Source organism: Anaerovorax odorimutans DSM 5092, from assembly GCF_000426305.1.
In the GTDB taxonomy this organism is placed as follows: Bacteria; Bacillota; Clostridia; order Peptostreptococcales; family Anaerovoracaceae; genus Anaerovorax; species Anaerovorax odorimutans.
In genome coordinates, this window is record NZ_AUFC01000025.1 from 1 (window position 1) to 16521 (window position 16521).

The window sequence follows — 16521 nt, forward strand, 5'->3', positions numbered from 1 at the left end:
AAATGATAAGGCACTTTTAAAGTCCCTTTATCTTGCTACACTTCAAGCCACAAAAAAATGGAGCCAGCCACTTAAAAACTGGGGTAAGGTATATGGTGAATTTTCAATTATGTACGAGGAAAGATTCCAATTTTAAAAGCAGCAAAATATGGTAATAAATTACATCTTTATTAAAGATGTTCTTGACATGCTTAGAAAAATTTAATATATTGAAAACAGTTAAGGTCAGCTCAAATGAGCCGACCACATTTAAAATCTTATCATAGAAAGTTAATTTACAGACTTTTTTTCATACACTCAGTAATTTTTACGATAAATCTTACTTCTTTTTATATTAAAATATTTATTCCACCTTTGATATGTCATAGAGGGAATTAAGGATTACTGAATTTGCAGGGAAATAATTCATTATGCTCCAATAACTTACACCTGCTAAACCATATTCATTCACTAAATCTAATTTGGCACGTATACTTCTGTCATTTTCAAACCAAACAATATGCTGTCTACCTTCTGTGTCATAATACTCATAATAGGGAGCTTGAGCCACTTCATCAAATTTTATTTCTGCTCCTACTCTCTCTGCTCTTAGAATTGCCTCAACATTAGATATATTTTCGGCTACAGATTCTCCTTGTATAAAGGGGAGTGTCCAATCGTACCCATAATTAGGAATACCCATTAATATCTTTTCAGGAGGAATTTGAGTTACACCATAATCTAATACCTCTCTAACCTTATTAATTGGTGCAACTGCCATAGGAGGTCTGAAAGTAATAGTAATACTATTTTAATAAATTTTGATACAATAGGATAACTTATTGTGTTAAATTCAGCATATGATTTTCTTTATTAATCCAGCATATAGTTTTATAGTTTTCACCTTTTCCCTTAGTGATATAATGTATAGATATAGGCTCTGACACATATTTAAAATAAATTTCCAAATCATGTGTTGGATATAAAACAATATGATCAACTATTTGTCTATATATTTCGGTTGTTATAGTATCTTGGTCTAAAATAGACTTGATTTTATCTTTAATATTTTCCATATCACTTGCATGGTTGTTTTCGCAATTATTTTTATTCTTAATTTCATCTATTTTAGTATTTAACGCTTCAATTTCTTTATCTATTTTCTCTCTCATTTGAAGCATTTCTTCTTTTGTTATAACATCCTCTAAATAAATTTGTAAAATTTTATCTTTTTTATTTTTTAATTTGTCCATCCATTTTTGTAATTCATTGCTACTCTCTACATCATTATTTGTTTTATTAATTTCTTTAAATAATTTAGTAAGAATTGCTTGTTTATTAAAAATAATCCGCTTAAATGCAAACTGTATACAAGAATTTAAAGCTTTCATATTTATTTGACCATTTGTACATCCTACTAAATTATCATTAACATCCTTTATAGTCTTTCCATATACCGCAGCTTCTTTACATCTCCAAGCTATATATTTTTCATTCTTTAAAGTCTTAGCTTTTACTATACAACTGCTTCCGCATATGCCACAAAAAATCTTACCAGAACACCAATATACAGATGAATACCTGGATTTAGTTTCCTTTAATTTTGTTCTTTTTTCAAATTGTTCCTTTGCCAAATTCCAAGTTTCTCTGTCTATAATAGGTTCATGATGATTGGGGATAAAAATTTTATCTTCATATCCATTATTTTTTACCGATTTATGTTCAAGAAAATCCGGAGTATAAGTTTTCTTTTGTAACAGATCACCTGCATACTTTTCATTTTTTAAAATTCGTGTAATTGCCGTTGGGCTCCAACGTGTTATTCTTTTACTTACGGGAATTTTATCTAATATCATTTCTTTTGAAATAGTATAAGCACCCTTACCTTCATATACAAATTTATTAAATATCATTCTAACAGTCTTTGCTTCTTCTTCATTTATTAAAAGCTTACCTTTTTCTGCATCATAACCAAATACTGAGTTGACGAAAACATAACCTTGCTCCATTTTACGCTTCATTCCCCACTTTACACGTTCAGAAGTTTTGCGGCTTTCTTCCTGTGCAACAGAAGCCATAATTGTAAGTCTGAATTCTCCATCCGTATCTCTTGTATCAATATTATCATTTATAAATATAACTCCAACACCTACAGATTTTAGCTTCCTTGTAAAATTCAGTGCATCAACTGTATTTCTAGCGAATCTTGAAACTTCCTTTGTTACGATTAAATCAATTTTACCATTATAAGCTTGATCAAGCATATTTCTAAATTCTTCTCTTTTTCGTATATTGGTTCCGGTTATCCCTTCATCAGCGTATACCTTAACTAAACTCCAATCCTTATTATTATTTATGTAATCTGTAAAATATATTACCTGACTATCCAGGGAATTTATTTGATCTTCATTATCTGTAGATACTCTGCAATAAGCCGCAACTTTAAGCATAAATTTTAGTCCCCCCTACACTATATCAGCTTTTAGTAAATGGATAAACAAAGTTAAATTTTCAATCTATTTTTCAAGTAATTTTGAATACTGCTGGTAAGTTAAGACTTCATCAAAGTATAATTGAGATATTATACCCAGCTTTATTATATTTTCAAATTCCACTTTGTCAAAAATATTGAAGTAAGTCTTCTCTGCCTCTCGATTCTTCAAAACAGTTCACCCCTTTTTTATATTATTAAATCATTATTTCTTCTGAATTATATTTAAGCAATTGAGTTGTTGTTTTTAATAAATTGTGACTATTAATTTCACGGTAACAGGTAATTTCCACTAAAAAGCCTTTATTATCAATAACATAGTTTATTCTTGATTTGTTATTTTTATAAGTATTTAAAATCAATGAATATTCAGTTTCTTTAATCTTTCTATGTATTCTTATACGATCAATATTTTCAGATATTTTTTTACTGCAATTAAATTTTAATCTTTCAAAAGCATAAGGCTGTGAATATTTATCGCCTTTAAACGATAATACCCATCCATTTAAACCTAGATTATAAAATTTTTCGCCTTGCTTTTTAACACCTACATTACCATCTATATCCTCCACTCTATAATCCCATCCGTTTTTTGTTTTTTTAAATACTGTTTGACTTTCATATTGTTCAAAGCTCCATATTCCTTTATCATCTTTAATTCCTACATAATTATCCATTTGAATTAACCCATTATCTAAAGTTTTCATTTTCTCTGAAGCATAAGTAATCTCTTTTATAATTTTATAATAATCTTCTGTAAAAATGACATCTATATTTTCATTTTTAGTACAATCTATAGTTAATATGGATATACCAGAAAAAAATAATGCCAATAAAACAACAAAAAATGCCTTCCCTTTACTTATCATCATATTCTCCCATTCTCAATATAGGATTATAATATAAAATATCAAGCACTATACTATTATTAAAACTGTATAATACTTGATATTTTTTTCGTTAGTATATATAATTATTTTTATAAGTTATCCCTCATTTAAGTCTTTAATAATATCCTTTCTGGCATATTCCTTACCAAAAATCAAATATTCTCTTTCAGCCTTGGAAACAGGTCCTATTGATGCTTTCGCAGCTATAGCTAATATAACTCCCAATATAATCCAGAATAATACAAACATCCATTCATAAGGCCATACTAATGATCCTGGTCCAAACGGCAAGTATAAACAAATAAAGAATAGTGCAACAACTACGGCACAAAATCCAACGACTTTAGGGTATTTATTATTATATGGTCGATTAAGTTCAGGTTCTTTTCTACGAATAGCTATAAATGATATTGATACCATAAGATATGCAATAACAGTACCAAACGATGCCGTATCAACAAACCAAACAAGTGCATTTCTTCCAAGTAATGGAGATACCATACATATAATTCCGGTTAAAACTACTGCAGCAGTAGGAGTTTGATGTTTAGCGTTTACTTTACCAAATATTGCTGGTAACATCTTTGCTCTTCCCATTGAAAAAATTACTCTGGATGCTCCTATAAAGAATCCATTCCAACTAGTAATTATACCACAAAGTGCTCCAATAATCATAATTTTACCCCATACAGGTGAACCAAAAGCATATGCCGTTATCTCTGCAACAGGTACACTTTCAGAGAAACTTTCTCTGACCGATTCAGGAGCTGACAAAGATGCTGCAAGTATCATTAAAATATACCAAGCTGCTCCCATGAGTATTGAAGTAAATACTACTCCCGCAATTTGCTTATGCGGAATATTCATCTCTTCTGCTGACTGCGGAATTACATCAAATCCCACAAACATTGATGGAGCCATGAGCATTACTGCTATAATTCCTGCCCAAGGTCCTATTCCTTCTGCTATCCCTGTAAAAAGCGGGTCTAAATTTGACCCACTGCCAAAAATACTTCCACCAGTTATAAACACAATTCCTGATAATACTATTCCTACAGTTCCCACAGTTTGGAAAATTGCAGATTGTTTAATACCTATTATATTAATAATCATAAGAATTGCTGCACCTATAATACCTACAATTGACCATGTTAAGTATACTGTGCTGCCGTTAATAGTCCATAATGGTATAGCCTGCGGAAAAGGAATAATATAATTAATAGCGGTAGAAATTGCAATACCTTCCCATGCTGCAACTCCTATATATGCCAAACAAATCGCCCATGCTGTGAACCAAGACCAGAAAAATCCTAATCCTCTGTAAGCAAAAACAAGCTCACCTCCTGCAAGAGGTAAAGCAGGCGTCAATTCTGCATATGTAGCACCCACAAATAAGCAAAGGACAGCTGCTATTAAAAAGGCCACAATGGCACCTAAAACGCCGGCACTGCTAACCCAGCCGGCAGTAAGCATAACCCAGCCCCAGCCTACCATTGTTCCAAAAGCAAGTGCCAGTACATCCCTACGACATAATACTTTGCTTAAGCTCTCACGTTGTATATTTTCTTCTTTCATTTTATAATTCCTCCCATATTTATTAAACAAAGCTTCATTTAATTGATAAAGGTTATAATAAATTAATAACGTTTCTATGGGAAATTCAGCATATTATTTGTATGTTTCAACATAACATCTTCCCTCCCTTTAATCACTTTATTTTATTCATATTACTTTGGTTTTAATATATTCCCAATCAGTAATAAAATTAAATAAAAAACTTCTTTTGTTTAAAAATTACGTTACGGAGTTACTTATATTTTAGAATTTTCAGAAATAATTGTCAATCATTTCTAAAAAATTTTAATTAATTTTAACAAAATCTCCAAATATTTCATGCTTAATTTAATTATGTGCTATAAGAAAACATCTTTAGTTTAGCTAGTTTTACTTAATTTAAACAAGTTTTTTTATTAAAGAGTTTTTATTTTTATATTTAATTGGATTTTTGTATGTTTTTTCAGCTAGACATGGAATCTTTAATTTACTACCCAAATCTAAGCTTTGTAATACAGTTATCTTTTCTAGACTTATAGCCCTAGATTTAAGGTTTTCATTACTTGTTTAAAACTTGCATTATATTACAATATTATGAATAAGAGAAATTATGCACTGGCATAATAAATATCAGAAAATTCCAATTGAATCTTTTCAATCTTAGATTGTTTTTCTAATACTTCTCTTCTGTTTAACTTGTCCTCTTTTATGGTTCTGCTAGGTAAATAAATAGTAAAAGTACTTCCTACTCCTACTTGACTTTCAACATTAATTTTACCTCCATGTAATTTTACCAATGATTTTACTATACTTAATCCTATTCCACTTCCTTCATGTGGTCTGGTAAAAATAGGATTTATTTTGCAAAACTTTTGGAAAATTTCGTTTTGTTTACCCTCAGGAATTCCAACACCTGTATCTTTTACTTTAATACATACATAACTACCCTTGTCATAAAGATTAACATATATACTACCATCCTTTTTTGTATATTTAATAGCATTTGATAACAAATTTAACATTATCCTTTCAATATTGTCAGCATCACAAGCTAATATCTTTTCTTCCACATTTGTATCAAATTCTAGCTTAATCCCCTTATCATTTACATATTCAGAAACAGATAATGTAATATTTTCAACAAGATTTACTATATCCCAGTTTTTTAAATCAATTTTAAAAGAATTTGAATCAATTTCTGTAATATCAATAAGGTTATTTACTAATCTCAATAATCTTAAGCTGTTTAGTTTTATACGATCCACATTCATTATTATTTTACTTGGATTTAAATTATATTTATTATCTTGATTATATTTCTCCATAAGTTGAACCGCCCCTAAAATTACATTTATAGGAGTTCTCAATTCATGAGAAATATTTGAAAAGAATTCTGTTTTAATTCTGTCATACCTTAACATTTCTTCAATAATACGCTGTTCTTCCTCAATATTTTTCTTTAACTTTTCTCTTTCTTTTTGATCTGTAATATCAGTTAAAACCCCTACAACTCCTACTGGCTTTCCATATTGATTTTTAAACAATGTTTTATTTAAAATAATATTTCTTAAACTACCGTCAGCATATTTAGAAACTATTTCATAAGCTTGTTTACCCTTATTTTTTAGTAGTTCCTTATCCTTTTTATCATGCATTTCTGCTTGTTCTGCATCAAATATTTCGTATACACCTTTTCCAATTAAATCATTTTCTGTCATACCATAGTTTTGAGCAAATGCATAATTACAACCTATATAATTGCAGTTTAAATCTTTAAAACAAATAGGATTAGGAATTGTATCCATCAGGCCTTGTAATAAAGAGATTTTATCATTGAGCTCTTTTTCTATATTAATTCTTCTTCTGATTTCTTTATGTAATTCATTATTTTTATTTTTTAATTTATCTGCTGATGTTCCTAAATAAAACACTAATAAAAACCCTAACAATGAACTGATAATACATCCCATTACAGTATGTATATCATAATCACTATTTATAAAGAAACTGTATACTTTAAATATAATTATCAGCAACGCTGTATATAAGCCACATTTTTTACTAATTTTTACACTGCACAACATAATTAAAAATAAGCCGGTAAGCTCCTTATAAAATTCATGTACCGTAGGTATTAAATAAATACTCAATACCAAAATATAAAACATATAAAACTTTTTCATTATAATCCCCCATTTGAAAATAATTATCCTGCTATATATTACTACAATTTGTACTCTATTTCTACAATCATTAAAAGCATTATTCGACAAAAACCCCATTACTATTACATAAATATAGAATATCAAAACATAAATTATCTATTTTGATATTCTATAAGTCAATTTTTTATTAAATTTGTATTAATTTCTCAATAAATAAGGAATTGATAATCTTTTATTTGATTAATTAAACTGAATTAAGATTTTTTTAATCCATACATTCTGCTTCTTTTATTAAAATTTACTAACATGCTGGCAATAAAAGATGTTAAAGGAATTGTTAAAATTAGGCCTATGCTTCCGCAGAGAGAACGAATTATTTCCATGGATACAATTTCCATACTCATAATTTGATTAAATGGCATATTATAATTTATAATAATAAGAAATAAAGGCATTGCACCTCCTATATAAGCTAATATAAGAGTATTTACCATAGTTGCCATTACATCTTTTCCAACTTGCAGGCCTGAGTTCATTAACTTGGAAAAACTTACGTTATGAGATTGTTTTTTCAATTCAAAGATTACTGAAGTAATGGTCATTGCAACATCCATTACTACACCAATAGAACCAATAAGAACGCCGCTCAGATAAAGGCCTTTATAATCTATTTCTACCCCTAAATTGTTAATTAAATAATTTACCTCTTCTCCTGAAAAACCGGTAATAGAGCATATATTTGTAAAAATCTGAGCAAGTAAACCTGCTATAACAGTGCCACCCACCGTTCCTAAAATAGCGACAAAACTCTTAGTTGTAAACCCTGCTATAAGTATAAAACTTATTAAAATAATTGCTATACTCGAAAGAATGGCTATGAAGATAGGATTGTACCCTTTTTGTATAAAAGGTATCATAAATTTAATTATAATAAATCCTGAAACTCCTAAAGAAGTTACAGATAAAAAACCTCTCGTTCTTCCAAATATAACAACTGCTGCTAAAAATATTATACCTAATATTTTTAAATCATCTTCTCTGGATATATTAAAAATATACGGTTCAATTTCACCTTTTTCATTCTTGCTTAATTTTAAAAGAACTTTGCTTCCTTTATGTAAATCAAAACTATATTCGCTATATTCTATATATAATGATTCTACATATATTTCTTGTCCTTTATATTTGCCTTCAAGAATTCTTAATTTAACGATTTGATTATTTGTTTCTTCAGTATGAGACTGAACCATTTCAATTACTTCAGCTTGTACAAAAGAGTCCGCTGATTCTTCTGCAAATGCTATATTTGAAAATAGTATTATAAATACAATAATAAAATAAAATTTCTTTATCACTAAAATCACCCCTTTAAATAAATTCTATGAATGATTTCAAGTAAATATAAATATAAAATTATTATTTACTTATTGTGATTTTTACAAAATTTTAGTTTTATTTACTCTTTGTCAAATAATAAATACAAACAATAATTTTAACCTTACTATCTAAGGTTAAAATATGTATCATCTCTTATGGCTATCCCCTTTAATTTCTATAATTATCTAATTTAGTTCTTGTTCCTTAAACAGTTCATCTTCATCTAAAAGCCTTTTAAATTTTTGGGGATTTTTAAGCAAATAAGAGGTTATTATTGCCGTTATTGGAATGATTACAACACAACCTATACCACTAAAGATAATACTTGCAAAACCTTGAAAAAAAGCTTTTGAATTAATCATTTCTAGTATAGAATAATTAAAATTTTTGAACAGGAGAAATAACATTAAAGATTCACCTATATAAGCAAAATACAAAGTATTAACCATTGTCCCTAAAATATCTCTGCCTATAGCAATTCCTGAAGCAAACAATTCTTTTACATTTAAATGTCTATTGTTCTTATACACCTCATAAACTGCCGACGATACGGCTATAGCGGAATCTATTGCAGCTCCGATCAATCCAATAATAATCATTGAAATTGCTATCTTAGCCATATTAATATTTATATCTAAAGAAAATCCAAATACTTCATCTTCATTTTGTATAATTTCATTTAAACCTCTTAGATTTGCGGAATAACACATTTTATATATAACAATAAACAAGAGGAGAATAACTATAAGAACTGACCAGAATGATGCTATTGTTTTAACATTTTTCCCATTTTGGTAAAACAAGGTACTGTTACTTATTAAAACAGAACTAACAGCTGTTACAATTATAGGATTTATTCCCCATCCCATAACAAATATAGAAACCGTAAGAATAAGAATATTCCAAAATAATGAAACAAGAGTAGCCGCTCCGCGTTCACCACCAATTACCAATAATAAAATTACTAAAATAATAGCTAATATTTTAATCATACTAAAATCTCCTTAATTTTTTAAATAAAATAATTGATATAAGTAAAGAAATCGGTATAGATAACAGTATTCCAATACTTCCAATGAGAAATCTATATAATTCAAACGGTATATGTCTCATAATTATTGTAGTCAAACTTATATCATTTTTCATTTTTAAAACAATTATGGGAATAGTTCCGCATATATATGTAAACATCATAACATTAATCATAGTTCCCATAATATCATGTCCTACCTCACGACCTGATTTAAATAAGCTATTTGCAGAGATGTCATTATTCTTATTAATCAATTCACTAATAGTTGATGACATTGTAATAGAAACATCCATAGTCGCTCCAAGACCTCCAAGTAAAATTTGAGACATAAAAATTTCAGGCAGATCATTAGGATTTACCAAATATTCCATAAATGCATAGTCTACCCCTGTATATGCCATTACAATTTTAAAAATAAGCATAGTAAAGCAAATTGAAATTAGAGTGGATATTATAGCTGCAAAGGTTTTTTTATTAAGTCCACTGATTAAAATTAAAGAAAGACATGTAAAAACTATAACCATTACAATGCTAAGAGACAATATGTTTTTTCCCATGATATATAAATGAATAGCATACAAAAAAATACCTATATTAATTATTAAAGAAATAATTGTTAACAAACCTCTTTTATTTATAACTAATACTATTAACATAAAAAACGCAGTAAAAAGAACAGCCATATATTTATCACGTTTTAACCCTGAAATGGATCCCACAAGTTTATCATTATTTTTATTATTTAACGTAATAAAAACTTCATCCCCGGCTTTATACTCATCATCATAAACTCCGGAAAAAGTATATTGATTTTTCATATAAACTGTTTTTCCCTCTAATTTTCCATTCAATATGGTTCCCATCAGTTCCTGATTATAATATTTTTCCGTTTCACCTCTATTACCTTTTACTTCATGATCAAAAGTATTTTCGACATTATCAATTTTAACTATGGTTGTATCATACCAATTATAATTATTAAATACTATGCTTGTACCAATAATCATCAATATGAGAATAATAAAATTAAATAATAAATATCTCTTATTGTTACTTATTATTAATCTTAATTTATCAGATTTATAGTTTTTAACTTTGATTATAAAAATATCTTTTAAATTTTTAATCTTATTTATATATTTCAAAATAACTCCTTATAAAGATTCAATTATATTTTAATTATTACAGCATATAATTATATATATTTTTTACAATAAATAAAAGCCCTTTACAAAATTAAATAAAAGGTTTTCTGCTTACTAGTATTGTCAATTTATTCACTTAATTTACTACAATAAATAAAACAGTGCAAAAGATATTTAATTCCTCCGCACTGTGAAATTCTTTAAAATTAATTATTATATTAAACCAAAAATTTTTGATACTTGAGTAACTATGAAACATATTACAATCCCCGTAGCTGCTGGTAATAAAAAAGAAATTAAAGTCCATTTAAAGCTTAACGTTTCTTTTTTTATAGTTAAACATGTAGTTGCACAAGGCCAATGCATCAATGAAAACAGCATTACACATACAGCAGTCAACCAAGTCCATCCATTGGATACGAGTAAAGTTCTTAACTGATCCAAACTATCTAATTCAACCATACTTCCTGTAGCCATATAACTCATTATTATTATAGGAACAACTATTTCATTTGCCGGGAAACCTAAAATAAATGCCATTAGAATATATCCATCCAATCCAATAAGTTTTGCGAAAGGATTTAAAAAATTAGCGCAATGAGTCAAGATACTTATATTATCTACATAGATATTCGCCATTGACCAAATAATCAAGCCTACCGGCGCTGCTACAACAACTGCGCGCCCAAGGACAAATAAAGTTCTGTCAAATATTGACCTTACAATTACTTCACCGATTTTAGGCTTTCTGTATGGAGGTAATTCCAAGGTAAAATTAGAAGGAATTCCCTTTAATATTGTCTTTGATAAAATTCTAGATATGCTTAATGTCATTATAACACTAAATACAATTACACCTGTAAGAATTAATGTTGAGAAAACCGATTGCAAAGGTCCTGAAAAAAATCCTGCAAAAAACATTGTAATAATTGCTATAAGCGTTGGGAACCTTCCATTGCAAGGCGTAAAACTATTAGTAATAATAGCAATCAGCCTTTCTCTCGGTGAATCAATTATTCTGCATCCTATTATACCTGCCGCATTACATCCAAACCCCATGCACATGGTTAGAGCCTGTTTGCCGCAAGTACATGCTTTTTTAAAATAATTGTCTAAGTTAAAAGCGATTCTTGGTAAATATCCTAAATCTTCAAGTAAAGTAAACAGCGGGAAAAAGATAGCCATAGGTGGTAACATTACTGAAACCACCCAGGCAAGGGTTCTAAACATACCTAAAACCAATAAACCATGAATCCAATTCGGTGCATCTAACCAAACAAACAAATCCGTAAGTTTGTCTTCAATATAAAACAGTCCATCTGATAAAATTTGGGAAGGCATATTTGCTCCGGTAATAGTAATCCAAAAAACTACAAATAAAAGAGCAATCATCGTTGGAATTCCGAACTTTTTAGAGGTCAAATATTTATCTAATTTCCTATCAAAAGAATTATAATTATTATTCTTAATAAATACCACATCTCTACTTATTTCCTCTGCCGTTTTAACAAGCTTTGAAACAATTTTATCACGAAACTTTTCAGCATCAATTCCTTCATCCTTTAGCAAAACTCTTGCGTCATCTACTTTTTCCATAAGTTTTTTTTCCTCTGTCAAACTGCAATTAATATATTCGCTTATGGATTTTAGTAAACTTTTATCTCCTTCAATAAGTTTTAGAGCTACCCATCTATGATCAAGCTTATCTTGAAATAATACTTTTAAAGGTTCTACAATTTTATTTATAGCATCTTCTATCATCTTTTCATATTCAATTTTCATTGGATTTAATGTAATTTTGTTGTGGGAAACTTTATAAATTTCCTCCATTAACTCTCCTAAACTTTTTGATTTAATAGCACTGGTACCTACTACAGGAATTCCTAGCTTCTTTGACAATTTAGTTAAATTTATTTCTATTCCTTTTCGTTTTGCTTCATCCATTAGATTAACACATAAAACTACTTTTGAAGTAATTTCAATGGTTTGTAAAACAAGATTTAAGTTTCTTTCTAAACATGTGGCATCGACAACAATTACTGTTGTATCTGGATTTCCAAAGCAGATAAAATCTCTTGCTACCTCTTCTTCTACCGAGCTGGACATTAAAGAATATGTTCCGGGAATATCTACTAAAATATAATTATTATTTTTATAAGAATAATCTCCCTGAGCATTTACAACAGTCTTTCCCGGCCAATTACCTGTATGTTGATTTAACCCTGTTAAATTGTTAAAAACAGTACTTTTTCCAACATTAGGATTGCCTCCCAGCGCTATTATTTTATCATCAGGTGTCAATTTATTTATTTTAATCTCATTGTCAAGGACTCCAATACCAGTTGATTTATTGGTCAAACCCATTAATAAATTCCTCCTGTTTCAAATTTTTATATATTTTTCAATTTATAAATATCTAAACTTTTTCAACTACTATCATAGATGTCACTTCGGATCTAAGAGCTATTACCGCACCTCTGACAAGATAAGCAACCGGATCACCTGATGGACTTTTTTGTAACACTTCTATTTCGGTATCATCAATTAGACCTAAATCTAATAATCTTCTTCGTAATAGTCCTTCTGTATTTAAATTTTTTACTCTGCACTTTTTTCCATGGGATAAAGAACTGAGTAAAATTGAATTGTTCATCTTAAATTTACCTCCTAAAATATTTTCTATTGAGAAAAAATTTTTCCCAACACTAAAATATGATAAATACTTTTCAAGTGTTACTCGTATATATAATATATAAAGAATAATTTTTTTATTTTATTAAGGGGTGATTACATGAATAATACATTTCATACTGTGCGAGGATATGAACTACAAAGAAATAATAATAATATGCTTACCCCTGCACTTGAAGATTATTTGGAAATGATATACAGAAACAGTTTAAAAGAAACATATATCAGAATTAATACCCTTGCACAGTTGCTCAACGTTAAAGATTCATCCGCTTCAAAAATGGTAAAAAAACTAGGAGATCTAGGTCTGGTAAATTACCAAAAATACGGAGTAGTTACGTTAACTAATGAAGGTAAAAAATTAGGAGAATATTTATTGCAAAGACATAATATAATAGAAAATTTCTTAACCATTATTGGTTCTAAAAAAGATGCTTTAGTTCAAACAGAACTAATTGAACATGTTATTACAAATGATACGGTAAAAAATATACAAATTTTATCTGATTTCTTTAAAGATAATAAGGATATGTTACAAAAATACATGGAATATAAATCTTTATTACTTTAATAGTTATTAAATATTAATAAGTTCAAATTATATATTAAATATTTATATTTGTGCATATTTGCAGTTTCAAAATATATATTTCTGCAAATCAACTTTTTCTTTTAATATTTCCCTTATAAAAAATAAGCATAGATATGATTATTTCAATATATCTATGCTTATAACTATTCTATCGTTTTATTAAATTTAATTATTTCTTATTTTCTCTAATAAATTTAATTGTTTCAGTACCTGCTTTAGCTCCTTCATATACAGCTTTTGAAATTTGAAGTAAACCCCCTGTACAATCTCCGGCTGCAAAAAGACCTGGAATATTAGTAGTCATATTCTCATCTACTACAATTTTTGTTCCATTTGTCTCTGCACCTAATTTTTTAGCTAAATCACTGCTTCCTGCTACACCAATAGCCACAAACACTCCTGAAATATTTATAAAAGAACCATCTTTAAAACATACCTTGGATAAAAGTTCATCTTCTCCTTCAAATGATGCAATCTCTTTTGTAATAACTTTAATTCCTTCAGGTATATTTTTAACAGGTGACTTTCCATTTGTAATAAGAGTTACAGATTTTACTATAGGCAATAATTCAATTGCTTCACTTAAAGCATAATTGCTATTACCTAGTACCGCCACATCCTGATCTCTGTAAAAGAAAGCATCACAAACAGCACAATAACTTATACCACGCCCCTCATAATCTGATGTACCTTTAATCGGAGGTATTGTACGAGATGAGCCTGTTGCTAAAATAACACTGTCAGCACTATATTGATTTTTACTTGTCTTTACCAGAAAACTTCCGTCATAATTAAGACCTACAACTTCATCATTTATTATTTCTACTCCAAGACGCTTTGCTTGTGCCACTCCCTGTGAAATAAGTTTATCTCCCGATATAGGCTCTTCAAAACCAAAGTAATTTTCTATTTTTTCAGCTTTTGCTAAAGCACCTGTATCTTTTCCTATAACTGTAGTCTTTAATCCTGCACGAGCAGTATATAGAGCTGCTGAAATTCCCGCAGGACCATTACCTATAATTAAAACTTCTGACATTTCTACTCCTTTCCAATTTTAAATAATTCTAATATAAATTATTATTCTCTCATTATATAATATAAATCATTTAATAGATTATCAATATTTATACTATATTACATAAAGCCCTTGATATGTACAATAATTGTATCTTTTAAGCCATGTTATATATGAGGCTTAGTACCCAAAATACATGTTTCGATTATCTAATCTATACAGCATGTCGGTTCATTCACTTGAATCATTCTAACATGACACAAGCTGCCAAGCATGATTCAATGAATCCTTCCTTACAGCAACGCTGTCTCAATCATTGGAATTATTATATCATGACACAAGCTGCCAAACATGATTCAATGATTCCTTCCTTACAGCAACACTGTCTCAATCATTGGAATTATTATACCACGTTATTTAATCTTTCAAACAAGATTAATAATTTTTCCTTGAAGTAACGTTAGTTTAATAATTGTAATCATTCTGTCATGATACAAAATACCAAGCATGATTTATTTAAAATGTCACTTATTAACGATTTTTCACATATTATATCAAATACTTACCTTTTTATGAAGGGAGGTATTTAAATGAATAATTCTTCATTCTATCCTTACTGTTATTGCCAATGCTACGGATGTTATTGTAGATGTCATTGTAGATGTTGCTGTAGATGTCATAGGCGCAGATACAGATACCCTTACAGTTGTGAAAACCTTTACAAAAACGGAAGCTGGAATTAGAAAAATATAGCGTTCATCGAATTTCGATGAGCGCTTTTTAAATAAAAAACTAATTTATAATTTTAAATTTATATTTGCACAAATTTGCTGTTAGATATTCTAAACTCGTATAATTAATATACATTCACTTATACTACATAAATTACAATAGGATATTAATATATAATAAAAAAAGTGTATATTTTAATACACTATTAGACTTACAGATATACAACTATATTTTATCTATATTTGTGGTGCTTTATCATTACCATGAGAGGTCCATACGCATACCCCCATTCATAAGTCATAAGCAGAGCTAAATTTGCCACCTGCCCCATACCTAAGTAATTATGACCTTCATAAAGAAGACCTTTTTGTTCCGTATAAGTTTTCGGAGCAAGTGCTACAGATACAATATAACCCTCCGGATTTAGCCGTCTTGCCGTTTTCCCTACAAGTTCAACATATTGATCTCTATTTTCAGGGAAAACATATTCAAAGTCAAAATCTATTCCATACATATTTTTCGCTTTTATATTATTTAAAATATTTTCTATTAAAACTGCTTCAGCCTCAGGATTCTGTAATAATTCATTTACAAGTTCACTGCTGAAAGTTCCCTCTTCATTTAATGAAGTAAGAACCATAAGAGGCTGAACTCCATTTTCTAAAGCCGGCGCTATTATAGATTCATCCTGTAATGGTATAAGTTTGCCTTCAGGTGTTATTCCATAGCTAAATGTAGAAACAAAAGTCAAATCGGGCAGCCATTTTTGCAATACATCCTGGCTAATAAACGGATACGCATATCCATTTACAATTATTGACCTTTTTTGAGTAGCTTGCACCTTATCCCAAGTCATA

General features: G+C 28.9%; 15 protein-coding genes and 2 pseudogenes. 3 read left to right on the forward strand and 14 right to left on the reverse strand.

Going from position 1 to position 16521, the window contains the following annotated elements; all coding sequences use genetic code 11:
• Window positions 1-136: pseudogene (locus K292_RS19635) on the forward strand (IS256 family transposase); the annotation flags it as partial.
• A gap of 207 nt (window positions 137-343) precedes the next feature.
• Here K292_RS19635 and K292_RS0109685 read toward each other — a convergent pair.
• From K292_RS0109685 to K292_RS0109735, 11 genes are all read right to left on the reverse strand, one after another.
• Window positions 344-760, reverse strand: coding sequence for a glycosyl hydrolase family 18 protein (locus K292_RS0109685; protein ID WP_027399680.1), 417 nt, complete (start codon window positions 758-760; stop codon window positions 344-346).
• Window positions 761-818: 58 nt separating this feature from the next.
• Window positions 819-2429, reverse strand: coding sequence for a recombinase family protein (locus K292_RS0109690; protein ID WP_027399681.1), 1611 nt, complete (start codon window positions 2427-2429; stop codon window positions 819-821).
• Window positions 2430-2495: 66 nt separating this feature from the next.
• Entirely contained in the window at window positions 2496-2642 is a 147-nt protein-coding gene (locus tag K292_RS18630) for a hypothetical protein (RefSeq protein WP_156900512.1), read from the reverse strand.
• A gap of 25 nt (window positions 2643-2667) precedes the next feature.
• Entirely contained in the window at window positions 2668-3339 is a 672-nt protein-coding gene (locus tag K292_RS0109700; protein ID WP_027399682.1) for a hypothetical protein, read from the reverse strand.
• A 117-nt stretch (window positions 3340-3456) separates the two neighbouring features.
• Window positions 3457-4935, reverse strand: coding sequence for an APC family permease (locus tag K292_RS0109705; RefSeq protein ID WP_027399683.1), 1479 nt, complete (start codon window positions 4933-4935; stop codon window positions 3457-3459).
• A gap of 587 nt (window positions 4936-5522) precedes the next feature.
• Window positions 5523-7097, reverse strand: a complete 1575-nt coding sequence (locus K292_RS16680) for a PAS domain-containing sensor histidine kinase (RefSeq protein WP_051280598.1) — start codon at window positions 7095-7097, stop codon at window positions 5523-5525.
• 236 nt (window positions 7098-7333) lie between these two features.
• Entirely contained in the window at window positions 7334-8434 is a 1101-nt protein-coding gene (locus K292_RS0109715) for a YibE/F family protein (RefSeq protein WP_027399684.1), read from the reverse strand.
• Window positions 8435-8641: 207 nt separating this feature from the next.
• On the reverse strand, window positions 8642-9448 hold the full coding sequence (locus K292_RS16685; RefSeq protein ID WP_051280600.1) for a YibE/F family protein: 807 nt from the start codon (window positions 9446-9448) through the stop codon (window positions 8642-8644).
• Between the two features lies 1 nt (window position 9449).
• The gene (locus tag K292_RS0109725; protein WP_051280603.1) at window positions 9450-10634 is read right to left on the reverse strand and encodes a YibE/F family protein; all 1185 of its coding nucleotides are present in this window, start codon (window positions 10632-10634) and stop codon (window positions 9450-9452) included.
• Window positions 10635-10847: 213 nt separating this feature from the next.
• Window positions 10848-12998: a ferrous iron transport protein B gene (gene feoB / locus K292_RS0109730; RefSeq protein ID WP_027399686.1), complete on the reverse strand. Its 2151-nt coding sequence runs from the start codon at window positions 12996-12998 to the stop codon at window positions 10848-10850.
• Window positions 12999-13050: 52 nt separating this feature from the next.
• Window positions 13051-13287 carry a FeoA family protein gene (locus K292_RS0109735; protein ID WP_027399687.1) on the reverse strand — a complete coding sequence of 79 codons (237 nt, stop codon included), beginning with the start codon at window positions 13285-13287 and terminating at the stop codon, window positions 13051-13053.
• A gap of 138 nt (window positions 13288-13425) precedes the next feature.
• Between K292_RS0109735 and K292_RS0109740 the strand changes: the two genes are divergently transcribed.
• Window positions 13426-13896, forward strand: a complete 471-nt coding sequence (locus K292_RS0109740) for a metal-dependent transcriptional regulator (protein ID WP_027399688.1) — start codon at window positions 13426-13428, stop codon at window positions 13894-13896.
• 190 nt (window positions 13897-14086) lie between these two features.
• Here K292_RS0109740 and K292_RS0109745 read toward each other — a convergent pair whose 3' ends face one another.
• Window positions 14087-14953 (reverse strand): NAD(P)/FAD-dependent oxidoreductase, encoded by an 867-nt coding sequence (locus K292_RS0109745; RefSeq protein WP_027399689.1) that lies wholly within the window; start codon window positions 14951-14953, stop codon window positions 14087-14089.
• A 218-nt stretch (window positions 14954-15171) separates the two neighbouring features.
• Here K292_RS0109745 and K292_RS18635 point away from each other — a divergent pair, with 218 nt between their 5' ends.
• The gene (locus K292_RS18635; RefSeq protein WP_156900514.1) at window positions 15172-15390 is read left to right on the forward strand and encodes a hypothetical protein; all 219 of its coding nucleotides are present in this window, start codon (window positions 15172-15174) and stop codon (window positions 15388-15390) included.
• 112 nt (window positions 15391-15502) lie between these two features.
• Here K292_RS18635 and K292_RS19555 read toward each other — a convergent pair.
• Together K292_RS19555 and K292_RS16690 are read right to left on the reverse strand one after the other, a co-directional pair.
• A pseudogene (locus K292_RS19555) lies at window positions 15503-15649 on the reverse strand (hypothetical protein); the annotation flags it as partial.
• 247 nt (window positions 15650-15896) lie between these two features.
• The gene (locus tag K292_RS16690; RefSeq protein WP_051280605.1) at window positions 15897-16520 is read right to left on the reverse strand and encodes a glycosyl hydrolase family 18 protein; all 624 of its coding nucleotides are present in this window, start codon (window positions 16518-16520) and stop codon (window positions 15897-15899) included.
• Between the last annotated feature and the right edge of the window lies 1 nt (window position 16521).

What these genes read in the sequence shown, in the direction of transcription:
- K292_RS0109685 (WP_027399680.1), bottom strand. Translation starts at nt 760, where the DNA reads ATGGCAGTTGCACCAATTAATAAGGTTAGAGAGGTATTAGATTATGGT.
- K292_RS0109705 (WP_027399683.1), bottom strand. Translation starts at nt 4,935, where the DNA reads ATGAAAGAAGAAAATATACAACGTGAGAGCTTAAGCAAAGTATTATGT.
- K292_RS0109745 (WP_027399689.1), bottom strand. Translation starts at nt 14,953, where the DNA reads ATGTCAGAAGTTTTAATTATAGGTAATGGTCCTGCGGGAATTTCAGCA.
- feoB (WP_027399686.1), bottom strand. Translation starts at nt 12,998, where the DNA reads ATGGGTTTGACCAATAAATCAACTGGTATTGGAGTCCTTGACAATGAG.
- K292_RS0109690 (WP_027399681.1), bottom strand. Translation starts at nt 2,429, where the DNA reads ATGCTTAAAGTTGCGGCTTATTGCAGAGTATCTACAGATAATGAAGAT.
- K292_RS0109700 (WP_027399682.1), bottom strand. Translation starts at nt 3,339, where the DNA reads ATGATAAGTAAAGGGAAGGCATTTTTTGTTGTTTTATTGGCATTATTT.
- K292_RS0109740 (WP_027399688.1), top strand. Translation starts at nt 13,426, where the DNA reads ATGAATAATACATTTCATACTGTGCGAGGATATGAACTACAAAGAAAT.
- K292_RS16685 (WP_051280600.1), bottom strand. Translation starts at nt 9,448, where the DNA reads ATGATTAAAATATTAGCTATTATTTTAGTAATTTTATTATTGGTAATT.
- K292_RS0109735 (WP_027399687.1), bottom strand. Translation starts at nt 13,287, where the DNA reads ATGAACAATTCAATTTTACTCAGTTCTTTATCCCATGGAAAAAAGTGC.
- K292_RS16680 (WP_051280598.1), bottom strand. Translation starts at nt 7,097, where the DNA reads ATGAAAAAGTTTTATATGTTTTATATTTTGGTATTGAGTATTTATTTA.
- K292_RS16690 (WP_051280605.1), bottom strand. Translation starts at nt 16,520, where the DNA reads ATGACTTGGGATAAGGTGCAAGCTACTCAAAAAAGGTCAATAATTGTA.